The sequence below is a fragment of the Aeromonas sp. PI_26 genome, assembly GCF_027854445.1.
In the GTDB taxonomy this organism is placed as follows: domain Bacteria; phylum Pseudomonadota; class Gammaproteobacteria; order Enterobacterales; family Aeromonadaceae; genus Aeromonas; species Aeromonas veronii.
The window spans coordinates 1-20,172 of record NZ_JAJNOE010000005.1 but is presented as its reverse complement, the minus strand read 5'-3'; the positions used below and the strand labels follow the sequence as shown (position 1 = coordinate 20,172).

Here is a 20,172-nt window from a genome sequence, read left to right as displayed (position 1 = left end):
TGAGAGCTAAAAAGTGCAGCCGGACGGCAACGTCCGGCATCGGTTATGGGCGTGAGTCCGGCGAAGCCGGTTTCTGCGACGCATTGTCCCGCAAGAAATTGCGCAGCAGCTGATCGATACGCCCGGAGAGGGTCAAATCGATGCTGGAGAGCTCGGTAGCCAGTTGCAGATCGCCGGGGGAGAGGGTGGGATCGCTCTGCAATCGCCAGTGGCGCTTGGCGCACTCGTCGGCGCCAAATGCCTGCTCGATTCGCGCAATATCGTCGGGGTGCAGCATCAGAGTCACCCCCTGTTCGGCGGCGGGCAGCAAAGCCAGCCCCTCTTTAAGCGCCTCCAGCAAAATGCGGGGGGAGGTCTCCGCTTCGTGACGAATGAGCGCACGAGCCAGTTGCATCACCAGCGAGACCAACTGCTGCTCCACCGCCTGATCCAGCTCGTTAAGCGGATTGGCAAGGCGCGCGGCGAGCCCCTGCCAGTGGGCGATCTCCTGCTCCACCAGCTCGCGGCCCATGGCCAGCCCCTCCTCGCGCCCCTGTTCAAGACCGGCAGAGTGGCCCTGTTGCAATCCTTCCAGCTTGCCCTCTTCCATCCCCTTGGCATAACCGGACTCGCGTCCCTCGGCCATCCCCTCTTCCCAGGCGGCCTGACGGATCGCTTCAAGCTCTTCGGCGGTGATGCTGGGGGTCGGCTCCTGTTCGGGCTCCGGCTCCACCACCTCCTCTTCCTGCTGATACCAGTCAGGGGCCAGGCCAAGAGCATTGGTAGGCGCTCCCGCCTCTACCTCGATCTCCATCTCGGGCCAGCCCCAGGTCTCAACCCGGGCATCATCGCCCTCGGGACGCACATACCCACGCAGTTTGTTGTTCATGCTTTGCGCGGCTCCTCACCACTGCCTGATGCGGGTTTGGCATCGCGGTTCTGTTTATGGGCCATGGCTTAGAGGAACTCCTCGCCGCCACCGGCACCCAGCATGATTTCGCCAGCATCCGCCAGACGACGGGCGATGGAGAGGATCTCTTTCTGGGCAGCTTCCACTTCGGAGACCCGGATTGGCCCCATGGCCTCCAGATCGTCCGCCAACATTTCAGCCGCCCGTTTGGACATGTTCTTGAAGATCTTCTCGCGCATCTGATCGTCGGAGCCCTTGAGGGCGCGTTGCAGCAGATCCCCAGGCACTTCCCGCAGCATGGTCTGGATGCCGCGATCGTCCACATCGATGAGGTTTTCGAACACGAACATCAAATCCTGGATTTGCTGGCTCATCTCTTCGTCCGACTCGCGGATCGAGTCCATCAGCTGGCCTTCGATGTTGGTATCCAGGTAGTTCATGATGTTGGCAGCCGCTTTCAGGCCACCCATCTTGGCCGCCTGGGCACCCGCCGCACCGGCGAACTGTTTCTCCATGATGTCGTTCAACTCTTGCAATGCTGCCGGTTGCACCTCTTCGAGGTTGGCGATCCGCATCACCAGATCCAGACGCACCTGCTCCGGGAACTGGCTCAGGATCTCGGCGGACTGCTCCGGCTCCAGATAGGAGAGCACTATGGTCTGGATCTGCGGGTGTTCGTTCTGGATGATGCTGGCCACTTGACGGGCATCCATCCACTTGAGCGAATCGAGGCCGCGGGCACCGGAACCAAGAATGATCTGGTCCACCAGGTTGCTCGCCTTGTCCTCGCCAAGCGCGGCTACCAGTGCCTTGCGCACGAAATCTTCGCTGCCGATACCTATGTTGGTGTACTTCTGGATATCGTCGATGAATTGACGGTGCACCGCCGCTACCCGATCGTGGCTGAAATCAGACATGGATGCCATCGACATACCGAGCCGCTGTACCTGCTTGGGTTCGAGATGGCGGAAGATCTGGGCGGCATCCTCTTCGTTAAGGCTCAACATCAATACCGCCGCCATCTCCATACCGGACATCTGATCCAGCAACTGACGCTGGCTATCGGTGATATCGTTGCCGGTTACCTGGTTTTTACTTTCTTCAGGCATCTTTGGTTACCCACTCTTTAATGACCTGAGCGGCCAGATCCGGTTCGTTCGCCACCAGGGCACGCACCGCCTTGAGCAAATCTTCGTCACGATGCAGATCCGGCAGTTTCAGCTGGCCATCGCGTACCCCGAATACCTGCTCTCCCTCAACCTGAGCTGCCAACAAGCTGAGTTCGTCGTCACCACCCAGTACGGTGTGGTTGTCAAAGTCCACTTCCCCTTCCGGCTTGGCATCCGGATAGAGCAGCCGCTTGAGCATGGGGCGAACCACGGTGACGATCAAGACGATGATCACCAGTACAGATGCCGCAATCCGTACCGCACGCCAGAACCAGGGCTGATCGTAGAGCGGCACCTCGGCGACGGTATCAAGCTCGGGGCGATTGAACGGAATGGCAACTACCTCAAGGGTATCACCACGGGTTACATCAAAACCAAGGCCACCGCTGAGCAAACGACGCAGGGTATCGAGTTCCGCCTGACTGCGCGCTTCGCGGGTCACGGCCCCGTCAGCGCCTGGCACTGCCTTGTAATCCACGGCAACGGAAACGGTCATGCGACGAATGCCACCCATCTGGCGCCGGGTGTGGCTGACGGTGGTATCCAGTTCGAAGTTACGAGTCGCCTCTTTGCGAGAACGACCCGAAGCCGCCGCACCTGTACCATCACCGCCAGTGGCCTGTTCAGGGATATTGGACGCGGCAGGCGGCTGGTTGCTGAGGGCCCCCGGCACTCCGCCATTGCTGCCGCTGGAGCTGTTCTCTTCCAGCGTCATCTCGGAGCGCACCGCAGGCAGATCGGGATTGTAGGTTTTGCGAGTCTGTTCCTGCTGGGAGAAGTCGAGAGAGAGATCCACTTCCGCCGTATAGTTGTCGGCGCCGAGCACCGGGATCAGAATGGCGTCAATTTTTTGCTTGTACTCCAGCTCCTGCTTCTGCTGCATCGCAAACTCTTTGCGAGTCTGGGCAGAGACGGGATCCTGGGAACCGGAATTAAGCAGGCGACCATTCTGATCGGTCACGGTGACACGGGTCGGCTCGAGGCCATGTACCGCAGAGGCCACCATATCAACAATAGAGTCCACCTCCCCCTGCCCCAGTGCAGCCCCTTTCAGGTTGAGAACCACAGTGGCACTGGGCTTGCGCTCGTTACGGGCAAAGACGTTGTCTTTCGGAATGGCCAACAGCACCTGGGCCTTGGCCACATTCTGGAACTGCTCGATGGCGCTCGCCAGCTGGCGCTCGCGGCTCAGCTTCAGACGTTCGCTCTCCATCCGCTGGCTGACGCCGAAACTGGAATCTTTCAGCAGGATATCTTCACCACCGATGTTGCTATCGGTGGCATTGGCGAGACCGGCACGGGTCAGAGCCAACTGGATAGTGGGGTAATTTTCGGCGTTGACCAGCACGCTCTTGCCATCTACCTCGTAGGGGATCTTCTGCTGATCGAGGAAATCGAGAGTCTTCACCAGCTCCTGGGTGGTGTAGGTGCCGAGGGGACGCATGTCCGGCTCCTTGCCCCACAGCAGGATAAACACCGCAATGGCCAGACAGATGGCAAGCCCCAGGATCAGGGTGATTTGCCGCAGCACATCGGTGTTGGACAGGAAGCCCAGCGCCGAACTCTTCTGCTCATTTTCATCGAGGGCGGCGGTGCCCTCATCGTTTATCAGCAGATCGCCGTTTTGGTCAGTAGCCACGATTTATGTCCTTATTGCTGACATGTTCATGATGTTCAGTCGTCATGGTTTATTGGCGTCGCTTATACCGGCATGTTCATGATGGTCTTGTAGGCATCGACCATCTTGTTGCGCACCTGTACCGTGGCTTCAAAGGCGATGGACGATTTTTGGCCCGCGATCATCACCTCGGCCAGATCCACCGACTTGTCACCCATATCGAAACGGGTACGCAGGTCATTGGCGGCGCCTTGCAGTTCGTTGACGTTGCCAAGCGCCTGTTGCAGCAGCTGACCAAAGTCGGAGGTTACCTGACGACCGGGTTGTGCCAGCGGCGTTGCGCCTGCTTCGATCTTGAGCGCCTGCATCTCTTGCATCAGGCTGCTTGCACTAATTTCCATTTTCCATCCCCAGACAAATCATTGACGCTGGCATGCAACAAGCAATTAGAGTGCCAATGCGTTAAAAACGCGACGAGGATGAGTGGCCTGACCAGGCCGGACGGGTTCGACAACGGCAGGTGGCTCTGATTAAATCCGACTCTGACGCCCACTTTTGCTGGCTGGCAAGGAGTCCGCTCTGGATTATCGCAAACCCGTGTTCAAGGCGATGGACTACATCAGCCACCATCTGGATGACAATCCGGGCCTGGATGAGGTCGCAGCAGCGGCAGCCATCTCCACCTTCCACTTCCACCGTATTTTCAAGACGATGGTCGGCGAGACCATTGCCGGATTTACCCGGCGCCTGCGTATGGAACGCGCTGCCCGTCGCTTGCTCGCCTCCCCCCAAAGCGACATCACCACCCTCGCACTGGCCGCCGGGTTCTCCAGCTCCCAGAATTTCGCCAAGGCCTTTCGCCTGCACTTCGCCATGAGCCCCTCGGAATACCGCCAGCAGCAGGGGGTAAACTGGAAAAGCAAGATTGGAAACGATCCCCTTCCCTTTGACACCTATGATGACCTGGTCATGCACCCGGTCACCGAACACCCGGGTCTGTTGCAGGGGGCTAGCGTCAGGCAGATGCCCGCCCGGCGCGTGGCGTACATGCGCCGCCTGGGCCCCTATGGCAAAGAGACCTGTGAGCAAGCTCATCGGGATTTGCTCGCGCTGTTCGCCTCAGACGAGGCGATGACACCGGCTGGTACCCTGAGTCTCTATTGGGATATCCCCGATATCACCGATGAGACCCGTTGTCGTACTGACGTCTGCATCGAGCTGGGGCCAGAGATCCCCGCAGGGCGCCAGTTAACCACCCAGACCATCGCCGAGGGCCCCTATGCAGTATGTCACTTTATCGCTCGCGGCGATCAACTGGTCGCCTGCTGGGAGACGGCATTTCGCTGGGTAGTGGGCCAAGGGCTGAACTGCGACGATCGCCCGTGTTACGAGCAATACCACGCAGGCACGGACCCCGACCGGGATCATTACGTGTTTGATATCTGTATCCCGCTGATCAACCGATAAGCCGATACCTCATTTCCATTTACCCACTTCGGTGCCTTCGGGCACCGAAGCGACGGAGTCATGCCCATGAATATCAAAACGCTGTTTCTCGCCAGCCTGCTGGTGACGCTTCCCGCTGCCGCCAATGCCCAGTCACAGAGCCAGACGCTGATCTTTGGCGGCACCATCTACAGTGGTGATCCGGCGAACCCTCACCCGGAAGCAGTCGGCATTGAAGGTAAAAAGATAGTGGCAGCCGGCAGCTATCAGGAGGTCAGCGCCCGCCTTGGCAGCCATGCCAAGCGTCTTGATCTGAGAGGAAAGTACCTGATGCCAGGCCTCATCGACAGCCATGTTCATGCGGCATTTGCCGGTTTTCAGGGGATGACGGTTAACTTTCCCGATGCCATGAATGAGGTTGAGCAGGTGCAGCAATTTCTGACCCGCAGCAAGGATGATCACCGCCTGACACTGGGCGATGTAGAGCTATACAGCAATGTCTCCCTCGACTACTGGCATCAGCTTCCCCTGCTCGATCAGGTGTTCAATGGCCCGCAATACCGGCAGATCCCAGTAGTGCTTGCCGGTTCGGATGCCCACACCGGTTGGGCAAATCAGGCCATGCTGCGCAAGGCTGGCATTGATGCCGACACCCTTGCCGGTCGTTATGCTCCGCTGAAAGGCAATTTTGGCCTCACCCCATCCGGCATGCTCAATGGCTTTGCCTCGGAAGGCGGCTGGGATGCCATCCTCAAGGCGCTGCCCCCCGTCAGCGACGAGACGATTGCCAGTGCCATCATGACCGCCGCCAAACAACTCAATCAGGTGGGCATTACCGCCTGGATGGACCCTATCAGCAACATTCGCCCCCTCGCCCCTATCTTCAACGCCGAGCCGGATCGCCGCGATACTGGCCTGCTGCCGGCGTACAGCATGCTCTCCCGGGAAGGCAAGCTGACCGGACATGTGTCCGCACTGGCGCTGGTGGGGATACATGCATCACCCGCCATCATTGATGACGTATTGGCGCTGCAACAGCAGTTTCAAGATGCCCCGGACGTTAAACTGGTGGGGATAAAGATCCTGCAAGATGGTGTCATCGAGTATCCATCCCAGACCGCCAAGTTGAGCGAGCCCTACCTCAACCGTCCCGGTTACAGCGGCAAGGACGATCTGGACAAACAGCGTTTTAACGAGCTGATCCGCACCGCGGATGCTCATCAACTTATCGCTCACTTTCATGCCATCGGCGATCGGGCCGTCCGTGAATCCCTCGATGCCATCGCCTATGCCCGGGCCCACAATCAGGATCACCGCTTGCTGCACAGCATCACCCATCTGGAGGTGGTGAGCCCGGCCAGCATTGCCCGTTTCAAACCGCTCAATGTGGCTGCATCGATGCAACTCTTGTGGGCCGGTAAAAACGTGGCGACCACCCTGCTGCTTGAAGGAAAAGTGCCCCCGGCACTGCTAGCCCGCCTCTATCCGGCAGGCAGCTTGCTGCAAAGCGGCGCCATTATCGCCGGTGCCAGTGACTGGCCGGTCTCCAGCCCCAACCCTTTCCTCGCCATGTATACCGCGATCACCCGCCAAGGTGAGCTTGGCTTGCTGCCCCCCGCCAGCGAGCAGATCAGCCGTCAGGCCATCTTGCAGGCCTATACCCTCAACGCCGCCAAGGTAATTGGGCGGGAGAAAGAGATTGGCTCCATCAGCGCGGGCAAGAGTGCTGACCTGATCTTGCTGGATCGCAATCTGGAGCAAGTAGCAAGCGAAGAGCTCAAGGAGACCAAGGTGCTCTGGACCATGTTCAAGGGCAAGCAGGTCTATTCGGCCCACTGACACCGAGAGAACAAACAGGCCCGCACTGCGGGCCTGTTGGCAAGATCACGACAAGCGCATGGCGTGCAGTGAGCAACCGATAACGGCGGGATTAGCGGCTCGTTTCAGTCAAGTCCTTGTCAATCCAGTATTTGGAACCGGAGATATTGGCATCGAGCAGCAACCCCTTCTCACCAATCTGGTAGATGGCCATGCCGCCATTGTATTTGGCGGTAAGCTCGGCGCTCTCCTTGCCGGCCACCACGCCCACTTCGGAAGTGGCCTCCCACCCCTGGGTCACGAAGGCATCGAATCTGGCCTTGTCTTCAAACAGGATCACCTGCTGATAGAACTTGCCGCCAATCCCGGCCGCCAGACCCGCACCAAACATCTTCATATAGGTGTGCTTGCCGGTTTTGCGATTGACTGCCACCCCGGCCCCCTGATTGGTATGCAACATTAGGGAGAACTTGCGCGAATCGAACACTGCATAGCCATAAGCCTTGTCAAACAACAACTTGGCTGATGGCTGCTCGTTGAACAACCGGATCAGCGCAGTGTCGGCCATGGTATTGAGCGCGATCCTCGCCTCTTTCGCCGTCTTGGGGTTGAGCATCTCGTTGAGCTCCTTGTCGGCCGCCTTCAGCCACTCCTTGCCGGTCGCAATGCTCTTGTCGGTCCAGACCCCGGCGGTATTGAAGGCATCTTCCCCCCAGGCCGAGATGGAGGCCCAGCTCTTCTTGGAGAAATCACTGACATCCTGCCACACCTCCTTGCTGGTCTCGCTCACTGCCGCTCCCAGATCGGACGCTGCGGCCTTGAGCTTGGCCCAGTCGGCATAACAGGGTGAGAAGGCCAGACTCAGTGACAGGGCCAGCAACCAGTTACGCTTGTTCATTTTTTCACTCCCGTATTGTCGAGTGTCTGGGTTACCTGGGGCGATCACCTACAACAGGCTACCCGCTGAAAATCACTCCCGCATTATCGGAAGGGGAATCCGGTTAAGCAATCATTGAGTCCTGCTTATCCCGCCACAGCCCGACAGCGGTTAACAAAAAGGCTGCTCATCAAAGAGGAGCAGCCTTGTTAAGCACAGTAAAACCGGACGGGCTTATTCGACCATCATCACCTTGCAGGTGTTGGTACTACCCACGGTTTCCATCTTGTCACCGTGAGTCAGCAGCACCATGTCACCGCTCTGCAACAGCCCCTTATCCTTGAGCACGGCCAGCGCATCGCGGCACACTTCGTAGACCGGTTTGGTCTCGTCACCGTCAAACATCACCGGAGTGACGCCACGGTAGAGATTGGTCCAGGCCAGGGTCTTGTTGTGGGGAGACATGGCGAAGATCGGTAGACCAGAACTGATACGGGACATCAGCAGCGGGGTGGTACCGGACTCGGTCAACGCCACGATCGCCTTCACCCCTTCCAGGTGGTTGGCCGCATACATGGTGGACATGGCTACAGCTTCTTCAACGGAAGTGAAGGTGTAGCTCATGCGGTGGTTGGAGACGTTCAGGCTCGGGTGCTTCTCGGCACCGACACAGACGCTCGCCATGGAAGTCACTGTCTCGATGGGGAACTGACCGGCGGCAGTCTCGGCAGAGAGCATCACCGCATCGGTACCATCCAGCACCGCGTTGGCCACGTCCATGACCTCTGCACGAGTCGGCAGCGGCGCATTGATCATCGACTCCATCATCTGGGTGGCGGTGATGACAACGCGGTTGAGACGACGGGAGTGACGGATCAGCTTCTTCTGCACACCAACCAGCTCGGGGTCACCGATCTCGACACCCAGATCGCCACGGGCGACCATCACAGCATCGGAACCGAGGATGATGTCTTCCATCGCCTCATCGGTGGCGACGGTTTCGGCGCGCTCAACCTTGGCCACGATCTTGGCATTGGAACCGGCTTCGCGGGCCAGCTCGCGGGCGTAACGCAGATCATCGCCACAGCGCGGGAAGGAGACAGCCAGATAGTCCACATTCATGCGGGCAGCAGTCTTGATGTCTTCCTTGTCTTTCTCGGTCAGGGCCGGAGCGGAGAGACCGCCCCCTTTCTTGTTGATGCCCTTGTTGTTGGAGAGCGGCCCGGCCACGGTCACCGTGGTGTGAATGCGGGTGCCTTCAACCTGCTCGACCTTCAGCTGCACACGGCCATCGTCCAGCAGCAGGATGTCGCCCTGCACCACATCGTCTGGCAGGCTCTTGTAGTCGATACCGACCTGCTCCTGACAACCTTCACCCTTGCCGAGCGCCGCGTCGAGAATGAACTTGTCACCGATGGCCAGATAGATTTTGCCATCCTTGAAAGTGGAAACACGGATTTTCGGGCCTTGCAGATCACCCATGATGGCGACGTGACGACCGAGCTTGGCAGCAATGTCACGCACCTGATTGGCGCGCAGGATATGGTCTTCAGCAGTGCCGTGAGAGAAGTTCATCCGCACCATGTCGGCCCCGGCGCGGATGATCCCTTCTAGGATCCCTTCGCGGTCGGTAGCCGGACCGAGTGTGGTTACAATCTTTGTACGTCTAGGCATGAAAGACTCCAATATGAAGTTGATATGACTTGAGATTCTGCCCCATCAAGCCCATGGCTCGATGCACCCGTTTACAAACCATCTGGGTGGTTTTTGTTATTAAATTACAATACTACACCAAGGCGGGTGGCATAGACAGTCGGGGGCCGGAGCCCCCGACGGTTCAGGAAGAGTGCGGGGTTTCGAAGCGGGATTCGCGCAATCCCTCTTTTACTTTCTTCAGATTTTCGCGAAATTTCATCCCCCGGCGCAGGGTAAACCCGGTCGCCAGCACATCCACCAGCGCCAGCTGGGCGATGCGGGATGCCATCGGCATATAGACATCGGTATCTTCCGGCACATCCATGGAGAGCACCAGATTGCACTCGCGGGCCAGCGGGGAGTCCTTGGCGGTCATGCCGATCACGGTGGCGTCGTTCTCGCGAGCCAGCGCGGCGATTTCGACCAGCGCCTTGGTGCGACCGGTGTGAGAGATCAGCACCACTACATCCCCTTCGCTGCTGTTGATGCAGCTCATGCGCATCATGACGATATCGTCAAAGCTCACTACCGGAATGTTGAAGCGAAAGAATTTGTTCTGGGCATCGCGGGCAACGGCGGAGGAGGCACCAAGGCCGAAGAAGCTGATTTTCTTGGACTGGGTCAGGATATCGACGCAGCGGTTGATGGCAGAGATATCCAGGCTGTTTTTGGCGGCATCCAGACAAGCCATGGTGGATTCGAAGATCTTGGCGGTGTAGGTATCAGGCCCATCTTCCGCTTCCACATGACGATTTACGTAAGGGGTGCCATTGGCCAGGCTCTGGGCCAGATGGAGTTTGAAATCAGGAAAGCCCTTGGTATCGAGACGGCGGCAAAAGCGGTTGACGGTCGGTTCACTGACATCGGCCATCTTGGCCAGAGCGGCGATGCTGGAGTGGATGGCGGTCTGGGGAGACGCCAGGATCACCTCGGCAACCTTGCGTTCTGATTTACTGAAACTTTCCAAGTTGTTCGTAATTTTATCAAGGGTATTCATCATCACCACCAGGCGTTTTTGTAATTTAGCTTCAGTGTCTTTGCACTCAATCTACGGCTAAGCAAGTTTCCATTCAAGCTAAGGACTATACAAGACAAGCGGTTATCGCAACTAACGCCTGCCATACAAAGTATGACTCATCTCTAATTATTTCGTACTTTTCGTTACAAAACGTCACCTAGCCATGAAAGCGCTTACAAATGTTGCAAAGCAACAACACTGTGAGCAGGCGCACGTTTGTATCGATCCGGCGGGTGAGCAAGCCTGAGCTCGGATAGAATGGGCCGTCATAATCCAACAATAATCTCGGGACACCAGAGTCGTCCCCATCCTGTAACGAAGGAGTTGTTATGCAGCATACCCATGCGCTGGTCGGCGATGTCGGCGGCACCAATGCGCGTCTGGCCCTGTGTGAGCTGGCCACCGGTACTATCTCTCAGGCAAAGACCTACTCAGGTCTGGCCCACCCCAGCCTTGAAGCCGTGGTACGCCTCTATCTGGAGGAACACAAGGTTCAGGTGGCTGAAGCCTGCATCGCCATCGCCTGCCCCATCAACGGTGACTGGGTTGCCATGACCAACCACAGCTGGGAATTCTCCATCAGCGAGATGCAGAGCAATCTCGGGCTGGCACGCCTGCAAGTGATCAACGACTTTACTGCGGTCTCGATGGCGGTGCCGGTATTGGCTGAATCGGATCGCATCCAGCTTGGCGGCGCCGCGCCGGTAGCGGGCAAGCCCATCGCCATCTATGGTGCGGGCACCGGCCTTGGGGTCGCCCATCTGGTCAAGGCGGGTGAGCAGTGGCTGAGTCTGCCGGGTGAAGGTGGTCATGTGGATTTTGCTGCCAACACCGAAGAGGAAGATGCGGTGCTGCAAGTAATGCGAGGCGAATTGGGCCATGTCTCGGCAGAGCGTTTCCTCTCCGGTCCGGGTCTGGTCAATCTCTATCGCGGGCTGGTGAAATCCGATGGCCGTGAGCCCGAACCGTTTGCCCCCAAAGACATTACCGAGCGCGCACTGGCGGGTGAGTGCCTCGATTGCCGCCGCACTCTGAGCCTGTTCTGCGTGCTGATGGGCCGCTTTGCCGGCAATCTGGCCCTCAATATGGGCACCTTTGGCGGCGTCTATATCGCAGGTGGCATAGTGCCGCGCTTCCAGGAGTTCTTTACCGGTTCCGGTTTCCGGGTCGCCTTTGAAGACAAGGGGCGCTTCAAGTCCTACCTCAAGGAGATCCCGGTGTTTCTGATCACCCATGAAGGGCCGGGGCTGCTCGGAGCGGGCGCTTACTTGCGCCAGTCGATGGGGATCACTATCTGATTAAAGAGGGGAACGAGGCGGGATCATCCATGGTTCAGCCTCGATTCAGTGTGAATGGCATAAAGTAGCCGCACGTAACCAAGAGGGTTGTGCTTCACAAGGAGTGGAAAGCGACTCTCATCCGCTGGATACGTTTGTCACCTGACAAGCCTGAACTGTTTCAACCGGCCTTTTGGCCGGTTTTTTTTATGTCTGATATCCGGGATTACTGGGCCAACGCCTTCAGCTGCGTCTTGTCGGGGGGATTATTCCAGTCGATGGGGCCATGGGTAAAACGGTACTGCAACCGTGGCAGGCTGGTCTCCAGCCACTCTTCCCGAAAATAGGCATAACCCTGATCCCAATCCGGATCATTGGCCCAACCGCTCTGGAGGAAGTAGAGGCGAGTCCCCTGCCCTTCCGGCACAAATCGCAGGCAAACCTGGGTCTTTTGCTGGCGGATATGGGGCAGGCTGGGCGGGAAATTCCAGCTGAAACTGAGCAGGTCATAGGGCATGACGGCCATGACCCGGCACCCTTCGCTGCCACGTTCACCCAGCGGGGCATCAGGCCTGAAGTAGATCTCGAAAGGACCATTCGGTTCGGCCACCATCAAACATTCGGGAGCCAGAAAACTGCGCAGACCGCTTTCGGTAGTCCAGGCGTGCCAGACATCGTCTATGTGCGCCGGAACAAAAATGTTGCCTTCAATCAGTTTATTGTCCATAAATCAGCGATCCTCAAGCCATCCATACAAGGGACTCCGGCAGTATAGCCCCATGGCAAATACAATGGACAGTGCTTAATCACACCCTTGTCATTTGCATCGATTAACCTGCCGCTGTGCAGCAGCCTCAATGAACATTGGCTTGATCCGGGAGGGCATCATGATCCGGCTCATGGAAGAACACGACATTCCCCAACTGGCCCGGCTGTTTTTAAAGAGCCGCCGCCACACCTTTCACTGGGTTGATCCCGCCCGTTTCCAACTCGAGGATTTCCAGGTGCAGACCAAAGGTGAACAGGTGTGGGTCGCCGAGCAGGGGGGCAATATCTGCGGCTTTATCGCCATCTGGCAGCCCGATCACTTCGTCCATCACCTCTATGTGTCAAGCGACTGGCACGGTCAGGGGATAGGGCGCGCCCTGCTGGAGCGGGGCCTCGCTGATTCGCCGCACGGCTCGCTCAAGGTTGCGACCCGCAACACGGCGGCAGTAGCCTTCTACCATAGGCTGGGCTGGCAAAACAGTGATGAGACAGGCCACTGCGAGGTCACCGGTCCCTGGTGCAAGTTGCTTAGAAACTAGCGGGACGCCCGGCACCTGCGCTTTGTGGCTGAACAGGCACCAGCGGTGCCGGGGGGAAGAACCAGCGGTAGAGATCGAACCAGCCATCTCGCTGAGCAATCACGACCTCGTGCACCGGATCGCGCTGGAAAATTGCCACCTTGTTTTCGGTCAGCGGCACCCAGGCATAGTTGACCAGCGCATATTGCGACTGGATCAGGTTGTACTCATTGAGATAGGAGTCATCGTTACCCGATTCGTGCAGTTGGGTACGACTGTCGATGAGGTAAACAAGCTGGTTGAAGAAGGTCAGTTGAAAACCGGTCACCCGCCACTTCTCCCTGGTCGCCTCCTCCTCTTCGATCACGGTGATTTTGCCCCAGCGGCACACCCCGTGATAGTTGACTCCATTGGCCGACATCTTCAGGTCGTAATGGCAGCCCAGACTGTTGATAAACATCCCGACCACAAACAGCAGCACGACAAGCAGTGGCAACAGCAGCAAGGTATTTTTCAGCGTTCGTTTCATCAGAGATCCCTTACAGCGTTTTTTCGAGCTCTTTATAGGAAAGCACGCGAACCTGGTGGCCGGAGACAAGCACCAGCGATGCTGGTTTGACTGGTGACACATCGCTCCGTGCCTCCATCTGGCAAACAACGCCGGTCGGCGAGTCGGTGCAGTGCACATGGAGCCACTCGAAATGGAGATAGCTGGCGACAAACGCCATCAGCACAACCAGTAGCAGATTGACGTATATCAGGCCCCTTGCAAGCATTGGCCGCCCGATACCGCTGAGAAAGGCAAGTTTGGCGCGCTCACCAAAAGAACGGGGAGCAGCAGGCTCTTTGATGACCTCGTGGTCGGAGCTTGGTGATGTCGACGGTGGCTGCGCAGCCGCTGCAGGCGTGGGCTCGCTCATCGGCTCGGGCAAGGGCTCACTCTCTGTTGGCAGTGCCTTGCCGTAATAGCTCTTCATCTTGCAGTTCAGATGCAGGGAGTACCCTTTTTTCGGGGTACTTCTGATATCCAGCGTCTGGGGGGATGAGGCGAAGTGGCGGCGAATATTAGCGATAGCCACGTTCAGGGAGTTGGGGCTGATGGGGCGACCCAACCAGCCGATATCGAGCAACAGATCCTTGTCGCACACCTCGTCATGGTGATCGAGCAGATAGCTGAAAATGAGGCTCTCTGCCGATGACAAGCGCACCACCCGGGCACTTTGTAAGTTGTCCTTGTCGGCACAGAAGATCAGCTCTCGCCTTTTGACATCAAAGACATAATCACCGAAGTGATAGGCTGATATGTTATTGCCTGGCGCAACCCCCGTCATACCAACCACCTGTTATTTGCATTCATCATGAAGAAGATGGGATTCCACACCTGATAAAGCCAGATGGCGGCTCAGGACTCGCTGTAATTAAACGAAATTCTAAAGGGTCGAGATCAGCGGCACAATAGATGCAGGCAGGCATGAGCGGGGAAAATGAAAATATGCGTCCAGCGCTGTCGGACTGCGTATCGGGCAGAGCATGATGCTGCGAGTTTCGCGTATCGCGGTCACGCCAATCTCAGCTGAACAGTGACATGGGCATGACGAAAAACGCTGCAGGACAAGGCCCCTTGCCCCTAACAACATCTCGCAGCGCTCACAATAAAGGGAACCTTACCTGCCCCGCAGGATGATCCAACGGGGCGAGGTGAACTGACTAGACCCGAAACTGCTTGAGCAGGGTGTCGAGTTGGGCCGACAGCTGCCGCAGATCGCTGCTGGCCTCGGCAACCTGTGCAACTCTGGCCGCACTCTCGCTGTTGAGCGTCGCAATCCGGTTGACGCTGTGGCTGACCGCTTCCGCCACCGAGTGTTGTTCTTCCGATGCCTGGGCGATATACATGTTCATCTCGCGGATCAGGCTGACCTGATTTTTAATCTTCTCCACCGATGTCTGCACATCTGCCGCCTCGATGCCGGCGCGGGATGCCTTCTCCTGACTCTGTTGCATGCCGGCACCGACATTCTGAGTCGCTTGCTGCAACCGCTTGATACTGGCGCTGATCTCCTCCGTCGACTGGCGAGTACGGCCCGACAAGGTGCGCACCTCATCCGCCACCACCGCAAAACCGCGCCCCTGATCCCCCGCCCGCGCCGCCTCGATAGCCGCGTTGAGGGCAAGCAAATTGGTCTGCTCGGCAATGCCGTTGATCACCTCAATGATGGTGCCAATGCTGCTGCTTTCGGTCGAAAGGGTGCGCATCAGGGTGGCGACTCGCTCCACCTCCCCCACCAGTTGATGGATGGCCTCATTGGCATGGCCCGCCAGATTGTAACCCTGCTCCACATAGAGGTTGGCCTCATCGGTGGCGCCAGAAGTTTTCACCGCATTGCCAGCCACTTCCTGCACAGCCTGACTCATTTCGGTAATGGCGGTGGCGACTTGATCCAGCTCGGATTGCTGGGCGTCACTGCCTACCCGGGTATCTGCCGAGAGGGAGTCACAGAGTTCGGCGGTTTGCAACACACCGGCAGAGAGCTCGTTGATCTCCGCCACCATCTCCTGCAACTTGGCAATAAAGTGGTTGATGTTGGTGGCCAACGCGCCCATCTCATCCTGGCGGCTAATCTTCAGACGCCGGGTCAGATCCCCCTCTCCTTTGGCCAGATCGAACACCGCCTGATTCATCTGGTGAAGCGGCCTGAGCACGTTGCGATGAATCAGCACCATCAACAGGGCGATGATGCAGAGATCGAGCACCAGGATCTGCCAGACGGTGGTGATCAACTGCTGGCGCAGTTGGGCCTGAATGGCGGCATCACTGGTTTGCACCAGCAATCGGGCCACGGTGTTTTTCTGGCCGCTGTCGTCATAGACCAGATCATATCCCCCATAGGCAGTGGTATCGGCAGGCATGGCTGTCACGGGGGCAATGCTCCCCGCCGTGTCACGGGCAAACCCGGCCACCAGCTTGTCCTTGTTGACCACCAGCAAAGCACTCAGGATATCGGCCGCCAGCTCGGACTTGAGTGATGCCTCGATGAAGGCCGATTCATAATTCCACAGCGGGCCGGGCAGGGAGAGCTGCAGCCGACCGATGGCCTGTTCGACCAGCGCACTCTGTTTGCTGTAGCTCTCCGCCTTGACGGCGTGGTAGTTGTAAGCGCCAAACAACACCAGTAGCAGACTCACCGACAGGGAGGTCAACACGGCAATCCTGAACGTCAGACTTTTCCAATCCATGGTTTCCTCCCGGTTTTACGGCAGCCGGCGCAGTGCCATTGAGCGGCACTTGCTATTGGTACTGTTACTGGTACTTGGCATTGATCTTGTCGATGGTGCCATCCGCCTTCATGGCAGCGAGGATCTCGTTGAGCTTGGTGATGAGCTCATCGGGCGTATCCTTGTTAAACGCCAAGCTCATCTGGGTTTCCTTGAACACGAAGACCGGCTTGGGTGAAGCTACTTTCTCCTTGCTGGCCAGATAAGGCGCCAGATACTGGCCGGTTGCCCAAAGATCGATGCGGCCCGCCTCCAGTTTCTTCACGTTGGCGGTATCGTTGGCCGCCAGCTGCAACTTGGCAAATCCCTGGGCCTTGAGATATTCGGCGGCCGCATCACCGTTATAGCCACCCACCGAATACTGCTTGGCATCTTCCAGCGACTTGACCGTGATATTGGCGGTCGAGCTGGAGAAGAACACCCAGTTGTTATTGACCAGCGGCCCCACCCATTTGAACAGCGCCTCACGCTCCGGGGTACGAGTCGTGGAGTAGAGTGCGGTGTTGGGAGTGCTGAGGGTATCTTCATACGCCCGCTTCCAGGGCATCAGGGTCAGCTTGTATTCGACGCCGGCACGCTTGAGCAGCTCTTCGACCACCTCGGTCGATAGCCCGACAATCTTGCCCCCCTCCCCCTGCATGTTGAACGGAGGGTAATCCTCGGTCATCACGTTCAGTGGCGCAGCCTGAACAGCGCTTATCGCCATCATGGAAGAGACTGAAAAAATTGCACTTTTCCACAGCAGTTGATAGTTCATTGCAACCTCGCTTTGCTTGCCATTCATCCCTGAACATCCGCCGTTACCGATGGCGGTGCACATCTGACCCGCTGGGGTCATGCCGGCTTTCACGGCTCGCCGCCCACCCATGTGCAGCAGCAAACAGATCCGGATTTTGCCAGTGCGCAACGAAACACAACCGGCGGGGGAGGCTCACGACAAATCGAGGTGGAAACATGCCAGGGCAGCATGAGGGGAGTGTGGAGGGGGCGGATAAACCTCTGCCATACAACAGCGCTGTGGCGAAGCAGAAGCGCATCGTTTAATGACCAGGGTCTGGGAGAGAAATGATAGAAAACGCCAACATCCATTTTCCCATACTGCTCGAGGAGACCTCAGAGCCAAACCTGTCCTTTAGCTAAGGTCACGAAAAGAGATACGTCAAATGAGAGTGCTAACCCCCTCATCTGCTTCCAAATTAGATTCCAGATGAGCTCCGCCGAGCCGAAAAGTGGCGCTAGATAACCGAAACAGAGAAGGCCACCGCGAGGTGGCCTTCTACAAGTCAACGTGAACGTCTGGTGAAACTCAATCCTTGGCCGCGTCCATCACACCCTCTTCGGAGTGCGCAGGCAGGATCAGGTTGAGCAGGATGGCGGCAACGGAGGCCAGGCCAACACCGGCCAGCGCGAAGTCGCCAATCTTCATCTCCAGCGCACCGACACCGACAGTAAGAGTCACGGCGACGATGGCGATATTGCGTGACAGCCCCAGATCCACCTTGGATTCCACCAGCGTCTTGAGACCGATGGCAGCGATGGATCCGAACAGCAGCAGCATGATACCGCCCATCACCGGCATCGGGATGGAGGTGAGCAGCGCATTGAACTTGCCGAAGAAGGCCAGAATGATGGCAAACACCGCAGCCCAGGTCATGGTGACCGGATTGAAGTTACGAGTGATCATCACGGCACCGGTCACTTCGGCGTAGGTGGTCACGGGTGGGCCACCGATGAAACCGGCGAAGCAGACGCCGATGCCATCACCGGCCAGCGTACGGTGCAAACCCGGATCCTTGGTGTAATCCTTGCCAGTCACGCCACCAATCGCCAACACGCCACCGATATGCTCGATACAGGGGGCGATGGCTACCGGCAACATGAACAACGCAGCAGCCCAGTTGATCTCCGGGGTTTCGAAGTGGGGCAGCGCCAGCCAGGGGGCGTTCACCATGCCATCGAAACTCACCTGGCCCATGAACACCGCCGAGACATAACCGGCAATCACACCGCACAGGATGGGGATCAGCTTGATCCACCCCTTGCAGAACACAGCGGCAATCAGGGTGACCGCCAGCGAGATACCGGCCAGCGTCAGCGCAGTCCCCGCAGGAACCACCTGCTCACCACCGGCGCGGCCCATCGCCATGTTGCAGGCAACCTGAGCCACAGAAAGACCGATCACCATGATCACCGGGCCAATCACCACCGGGGGCAGCAATTTGTGCACAAAACCCATCCCTTTTGCCCGGATCAGCGCAGCCAGAATGAAATACATGAAACCGGCGGCAAACAGGCCAAACATGGTGGATGGCAATCCCCAAGTCTGGGTGGCGTAGATGATGGGAGCGATGAAGGCAAAGCTGGAACCGAGGAAAATCGGGACCTGGCGGCGGGTGCAGAGTTGGAACAACAGGGTGCCCACACCGGCGCCAAGCAGGGCCATGGAGGGGTTCAGTCCGGTGAGCAGGGGCACCAGAACCATGGCACCGAAGGCGACAAACAGGATTTGCAGCCCGGCGACACTTTGCTTGACTAAGGAAAACATGGATGTCCTTAATTTTTTGATAACTGATGGGGATATTTATCACTTTTCAGTCATCACAAGACTTTTTCAAGGCACAAAATGAACACAAATACGTCACCTGTTACCTTTTACTGCTTGGGAAGGGCATGAAACTGGCTTTTTAGGCGGGATTCGTTGCTACAAGCATCGAGTATGCGATTTTACGCATTATTGTGACGAACGCCAATCGTTTTTCCATCATGTTTATTGTGTTCATGGTCAAAGATGCCACCGCTAGGGGGCGCTCTATAATGGATCCTGTGAATCAAGATGGACAAGGAGTCCCCATGTCACAGCCCCCATTCAAGGCCAGCCAGCGCAGATTGCTTATTGGCTCGGCCATCGCACTCGCCCTGTTTGCAAACCCGTTCAGTTATGATTTCGCCCACAATGAGTGGCAAATGAATCAGGCCTATGCCAAGTCCTGCTTTATCGCCGGCACTCGCATCACGATGGCCGATGGCTCCACCCGCCCGATAGAGACGCTCCGGGTCGGTGAACGGGTGCTGGATCAGCACGGCGGCAGTAACCGGATCCTGGCGATCGAACGGGTCATACTGGGCAAGCGCAGACTCTACGGGATCAATGATCTGCCCCCGTTCTTTACCGCAGAGCACCCTCTGCTGACCACGCAGGGCTGGGCGGCCATCTCACCGGCCATGACCCGAACCGAAAACCCGCAACTGGCGGTGCTGCCGCTATTTACCGGCATGCAGATAATGTGTCGCCCGGCACCTGTCATGGTGGCGGGCAATCTGGCCCTGCAATCCCAGCCGGAATTACTGCTGGTTGAGTCACTCTGCTGGATCGAGGCGCCTCCCACTACCGCACTCTTCAATCTGCTGCTCGATGGCAGCCATAGCTACATCGCCAATGAGCTGATCGTTCACAACAAAGATGGCGATGGTGGCAGTGGGGGCAGCAGTGGTGGTGGCAACAGCGGCGGAGGCAGCAACAGCGGCGGTGGCAGCAACAGCGGCGGAGGCAGCAACAGCGGCGGAGGCAGCAACAACGGCGGAGGCAGCAACAACGGCGGAGGCAGCGACAGCGGCGGTGGCAGCGATGGGGGCAGCGATGACAGTGGCGGCCAAGGCGAGCATGCCGGCGGAGAGCAGCATGGTGGAGGTGAACGGCATGCTGGTGGAGAAAAACATGCAGGGGGAGAACGCCATGGGGGTGGCCGCGGGTTTGGCAATGGCGTTGATGACAACGGTGTGGATGCCGTCGATGCCAACGGCAACAA

The 20,172-nt window shown here is 57.8% G+C and carries 17 protein-coding genes and 1 pseudogene; 5 read left to right on the top strand and 13 right to left on the bottom strand.

What is annotated here, in order from left to right; translation table 11 throughout:
- Positions 1-43 precede the first annotated feature (43 nt).
- The 4 genes from fliH to fliE form a co-directional block, all read right to left on the bottom strand.
- Positions 44-868 carry a flagellar assembly protein FliH gene (gene fliH / locus LRL22_RS07345; RefSeq protein WP_270905073.1) on the bottom strand — a complete coding sequence of 275 codons (825 nt, stop codon included), beginning with the start codon at positions 866-868 and terminating at the stop codon, positions 44-46.
- 68 nt (positions 869-936) lie between these two features.
- Positions 937-1,998 (bottom strand): flagellar motor switch protein FliG, encoded by a 1,062-nt coding sequence (gene fliG, locus LRL22_RS07340; protein ID WP_270905072.1) that lies wholly within the window; start codon positions 1,996-1,998, stop codon positions 937-939.
- On the bottom strand, positions 1,991-3,697 hold the full coding sequence (gene fliF / locus LRL22_RS07335) for a flagellar basal-body MS-ring/collar protein FliF (protein ID WP_270905071.1): 1,707 nt from the start codon (positions 3,695-3,697) through the stop codon (positions 1,991-1,993). Before fliF ends, fliG begins: the two co-directional genes overlap by 8 nt.
- A 62-nt stretch (positions 3,698-3,759) precedes the next feature.
- Positions 3,760-4,077 (bottom strand): flagellar hook-basal body complex protein FliE, encoded by a 318-nt coding sequence (gene fliE / locus LRL22_RS07330; protein ID WP_005362062.1) that lies wholly within the window; start codon positions 4,075-4,077, stop codon positions 3,760-3,762.
- 154 nt (positions 4,078-4,231) lie between these two features.
- On the opposite strand from fliE, the gene LRL22_RS07325 reads away from it, so the two are divergent.
- Both LRL22_RS07325 and LRL22_RS07320 read left to right on the top strand, forming a co-directional pair.
- On the top strand, positions 4,232-5,143 hold the full coding sequence (locus LRL22_RS07325; RefSeq protein WP_270905070.1) for an AraC family transcriptional regulator: 912 nt from the start codon (positions 4,232-4,234) through the stop codon (positions 5,141-5,143).
- A 66-nt stretch (positions 5,144-5,209) separates the two neighbouring features.
- Positions 5,210-6,961, top strand: coding sequence for an amidohydrolase (locus tag LRL22_RS07320; RefSeq protein ID WP_270905069.1), 1,752 nt, complete (start codon positions 5,210-5,212; stop codon positions 6,959-6,961).
- 91 nt (positions 6,962-7,052) lie between these two features.
- Here LRL22_RS07320 and befA read toward each other — a convergent pair whose 3' ends face one another.
- The 3 genes from befA to LRL22_RS07305 form a co-directional block, all read right to left on the bottom strand.
- Complete coding sequence (gene befA / locus LRL22_RS07315) at positions 7,053-7,838, bottom strand: beta cell expansion factor BefA (protein ID WP_005353696.1); 786 nt, start codon at positions 7,836-7,838, stop codon at positions 7,053-7,055.
- 213 nt (positions 7,839-8,051) lie between these two features.
- Positions 8,052-9,491, bottom strand: a complete 1,440-nt coding sequence (gene pyk, locus LRL22_RS07310; RefSeq protein WP_005353698.1) for a pyruvate kinase — start codon at positions 9,489-9,491, stop codon at positions 8,052-8,054.
- Between the two features lie 163 nt (positions 9,492-9,654).
- Positions 9,655-10,509: a MurR/RpiR family transcriptional regulator gene (locus LRL22_RS07305; RefSeq protein WP_005334759.1), complete on the bottom strand. Its 855-nt coding sequence runs from the start codon at positions 10,507-10,509 to the stop codon at positions 9,655-9,657.
- A 347-nt stretch (positions 10,510-10,856) separates the two neighbouring features.
- Between LRL22_RS07305 and glk the strand changes: the two are divergent.
- A pseudogene (glk, locus tag LRL22_RS07300) lies at positions 10,857-11,828 on the top strand (glucokinase); the annotation flags it as partial.
- Positions 11,829-12,033: 205 nt separating this feature from the next.
- Here the strand turns inward: glk and LRL22_RS07295 are convergent.
- Complete coding sequence (locus LRL22_RS07295) at positions 12,034-12,534, bottom strand: SRPBCC family protein (protein WP_128816009.1); 501 nt, start codon at positions 12,532-12,534, stop codon at positions 12,034-12,036.
- 160 nt (positions 12,535-12,694) lie between these two features.
- On the opposite strand from LRL22_RS07295, the gene LRL22_RS07290 reads away from it, so the two are divergent.
- The gene (locus tag LRL22_RS07290; RefSeq protein WP_216975448.1) at positions 12,695-13,114 is read left to right on the top strand and encodes a GNAT family N-acetyltransferase; all 420 of its coding nucleotides are present in this window, start codon (positions 12,695-12,697) and stop codon (positions 13,112-13,114) included.
- Here the strand turns inward: LRL22_RS07290 and LRL22_RS07285 are convergent.
- The 5 genes from LRL22_RS07285 to LRL22_RS07265 all read right to left on the bottom strand — a co-directional run bounded on the left by LRL22_RS07285 (position 13,104) and on the right by LRL22_RS07265 (position 18,911).
- Positions 13,104-13,622 (bottom strand): hypothetical protein, encoded by a 519-nt coding sequence (locus tag LRL22_RS07285; protein WP_005353702.1) that lies wholly within the window; start codon positions 13,620-13,622, stop codon positions 13,104-13,106. The genes LRL22_RS07290 and LRL22_RS07285 overlap by 11 nt on opposite strands.
- Before the next feature lie 10 nt (positions 13,623-13,632).
- Positions 13,633-14,424: a winged helix-turn-helix domain-containing protein gene (locus tag LRL22_RS07280; RefSeq protein ID WP_216975450.1), complete on the bottom strand. Its 792-nt coding sequence runs from the start codon at positions 14,422-14,424 to the stop codon at positions 13,633-13,635.
- 376 nt (positions 14,425-14,800) lie between these two features.
- On the bottom strand, positions 14,801-16,327 hold the full coding sequence (locus tag LRL22_RS07275; protein WP_216975452.1) for a methyl-accepting chemotaxis protein: 1,527 nt from the start codon (positions 16,325-16,327) through the stop codon (positions 14,801-14,803).
- A gap of 64 nt (positions 16,328-16,391) precedes the next feature.
- Entirely contained in the window at positions 16,392-17,123 is a 732-nt protein-coding gene (locus LRL22_RS07270) for a substrate-binding periplasmic protein (RefSeq protein WP_270905068.1), read from the bottom strand.
- 549 nt (positions 17,124-17,672) lie between these two features.
- The gene (locus LRL22_RS07265; protein WP_005347636.1) at positions 17,673-18,911 is read right to left on the bottom strand and encodes a uracil-xanthine permease family protein; all 1,239 of its coding nucleotides are present in this window, start codon (positions 18,909-18,911) and stop codon (positions 17,673-17,675) included.
- A gap of 305 nt (positions 18,912-19,216) precedes the next feature.
- Here LRL22_RS07265 and LRL22_RS07260 point away from each other — a divergent pair.
- A partial coding sequence (locus LRL22_RS07260; RefSeq protein WP_270905067.1) for a hypothetical protein occupies positions 19,217-20,172 on the top strand: 956 nt, incomplete at its 3' end.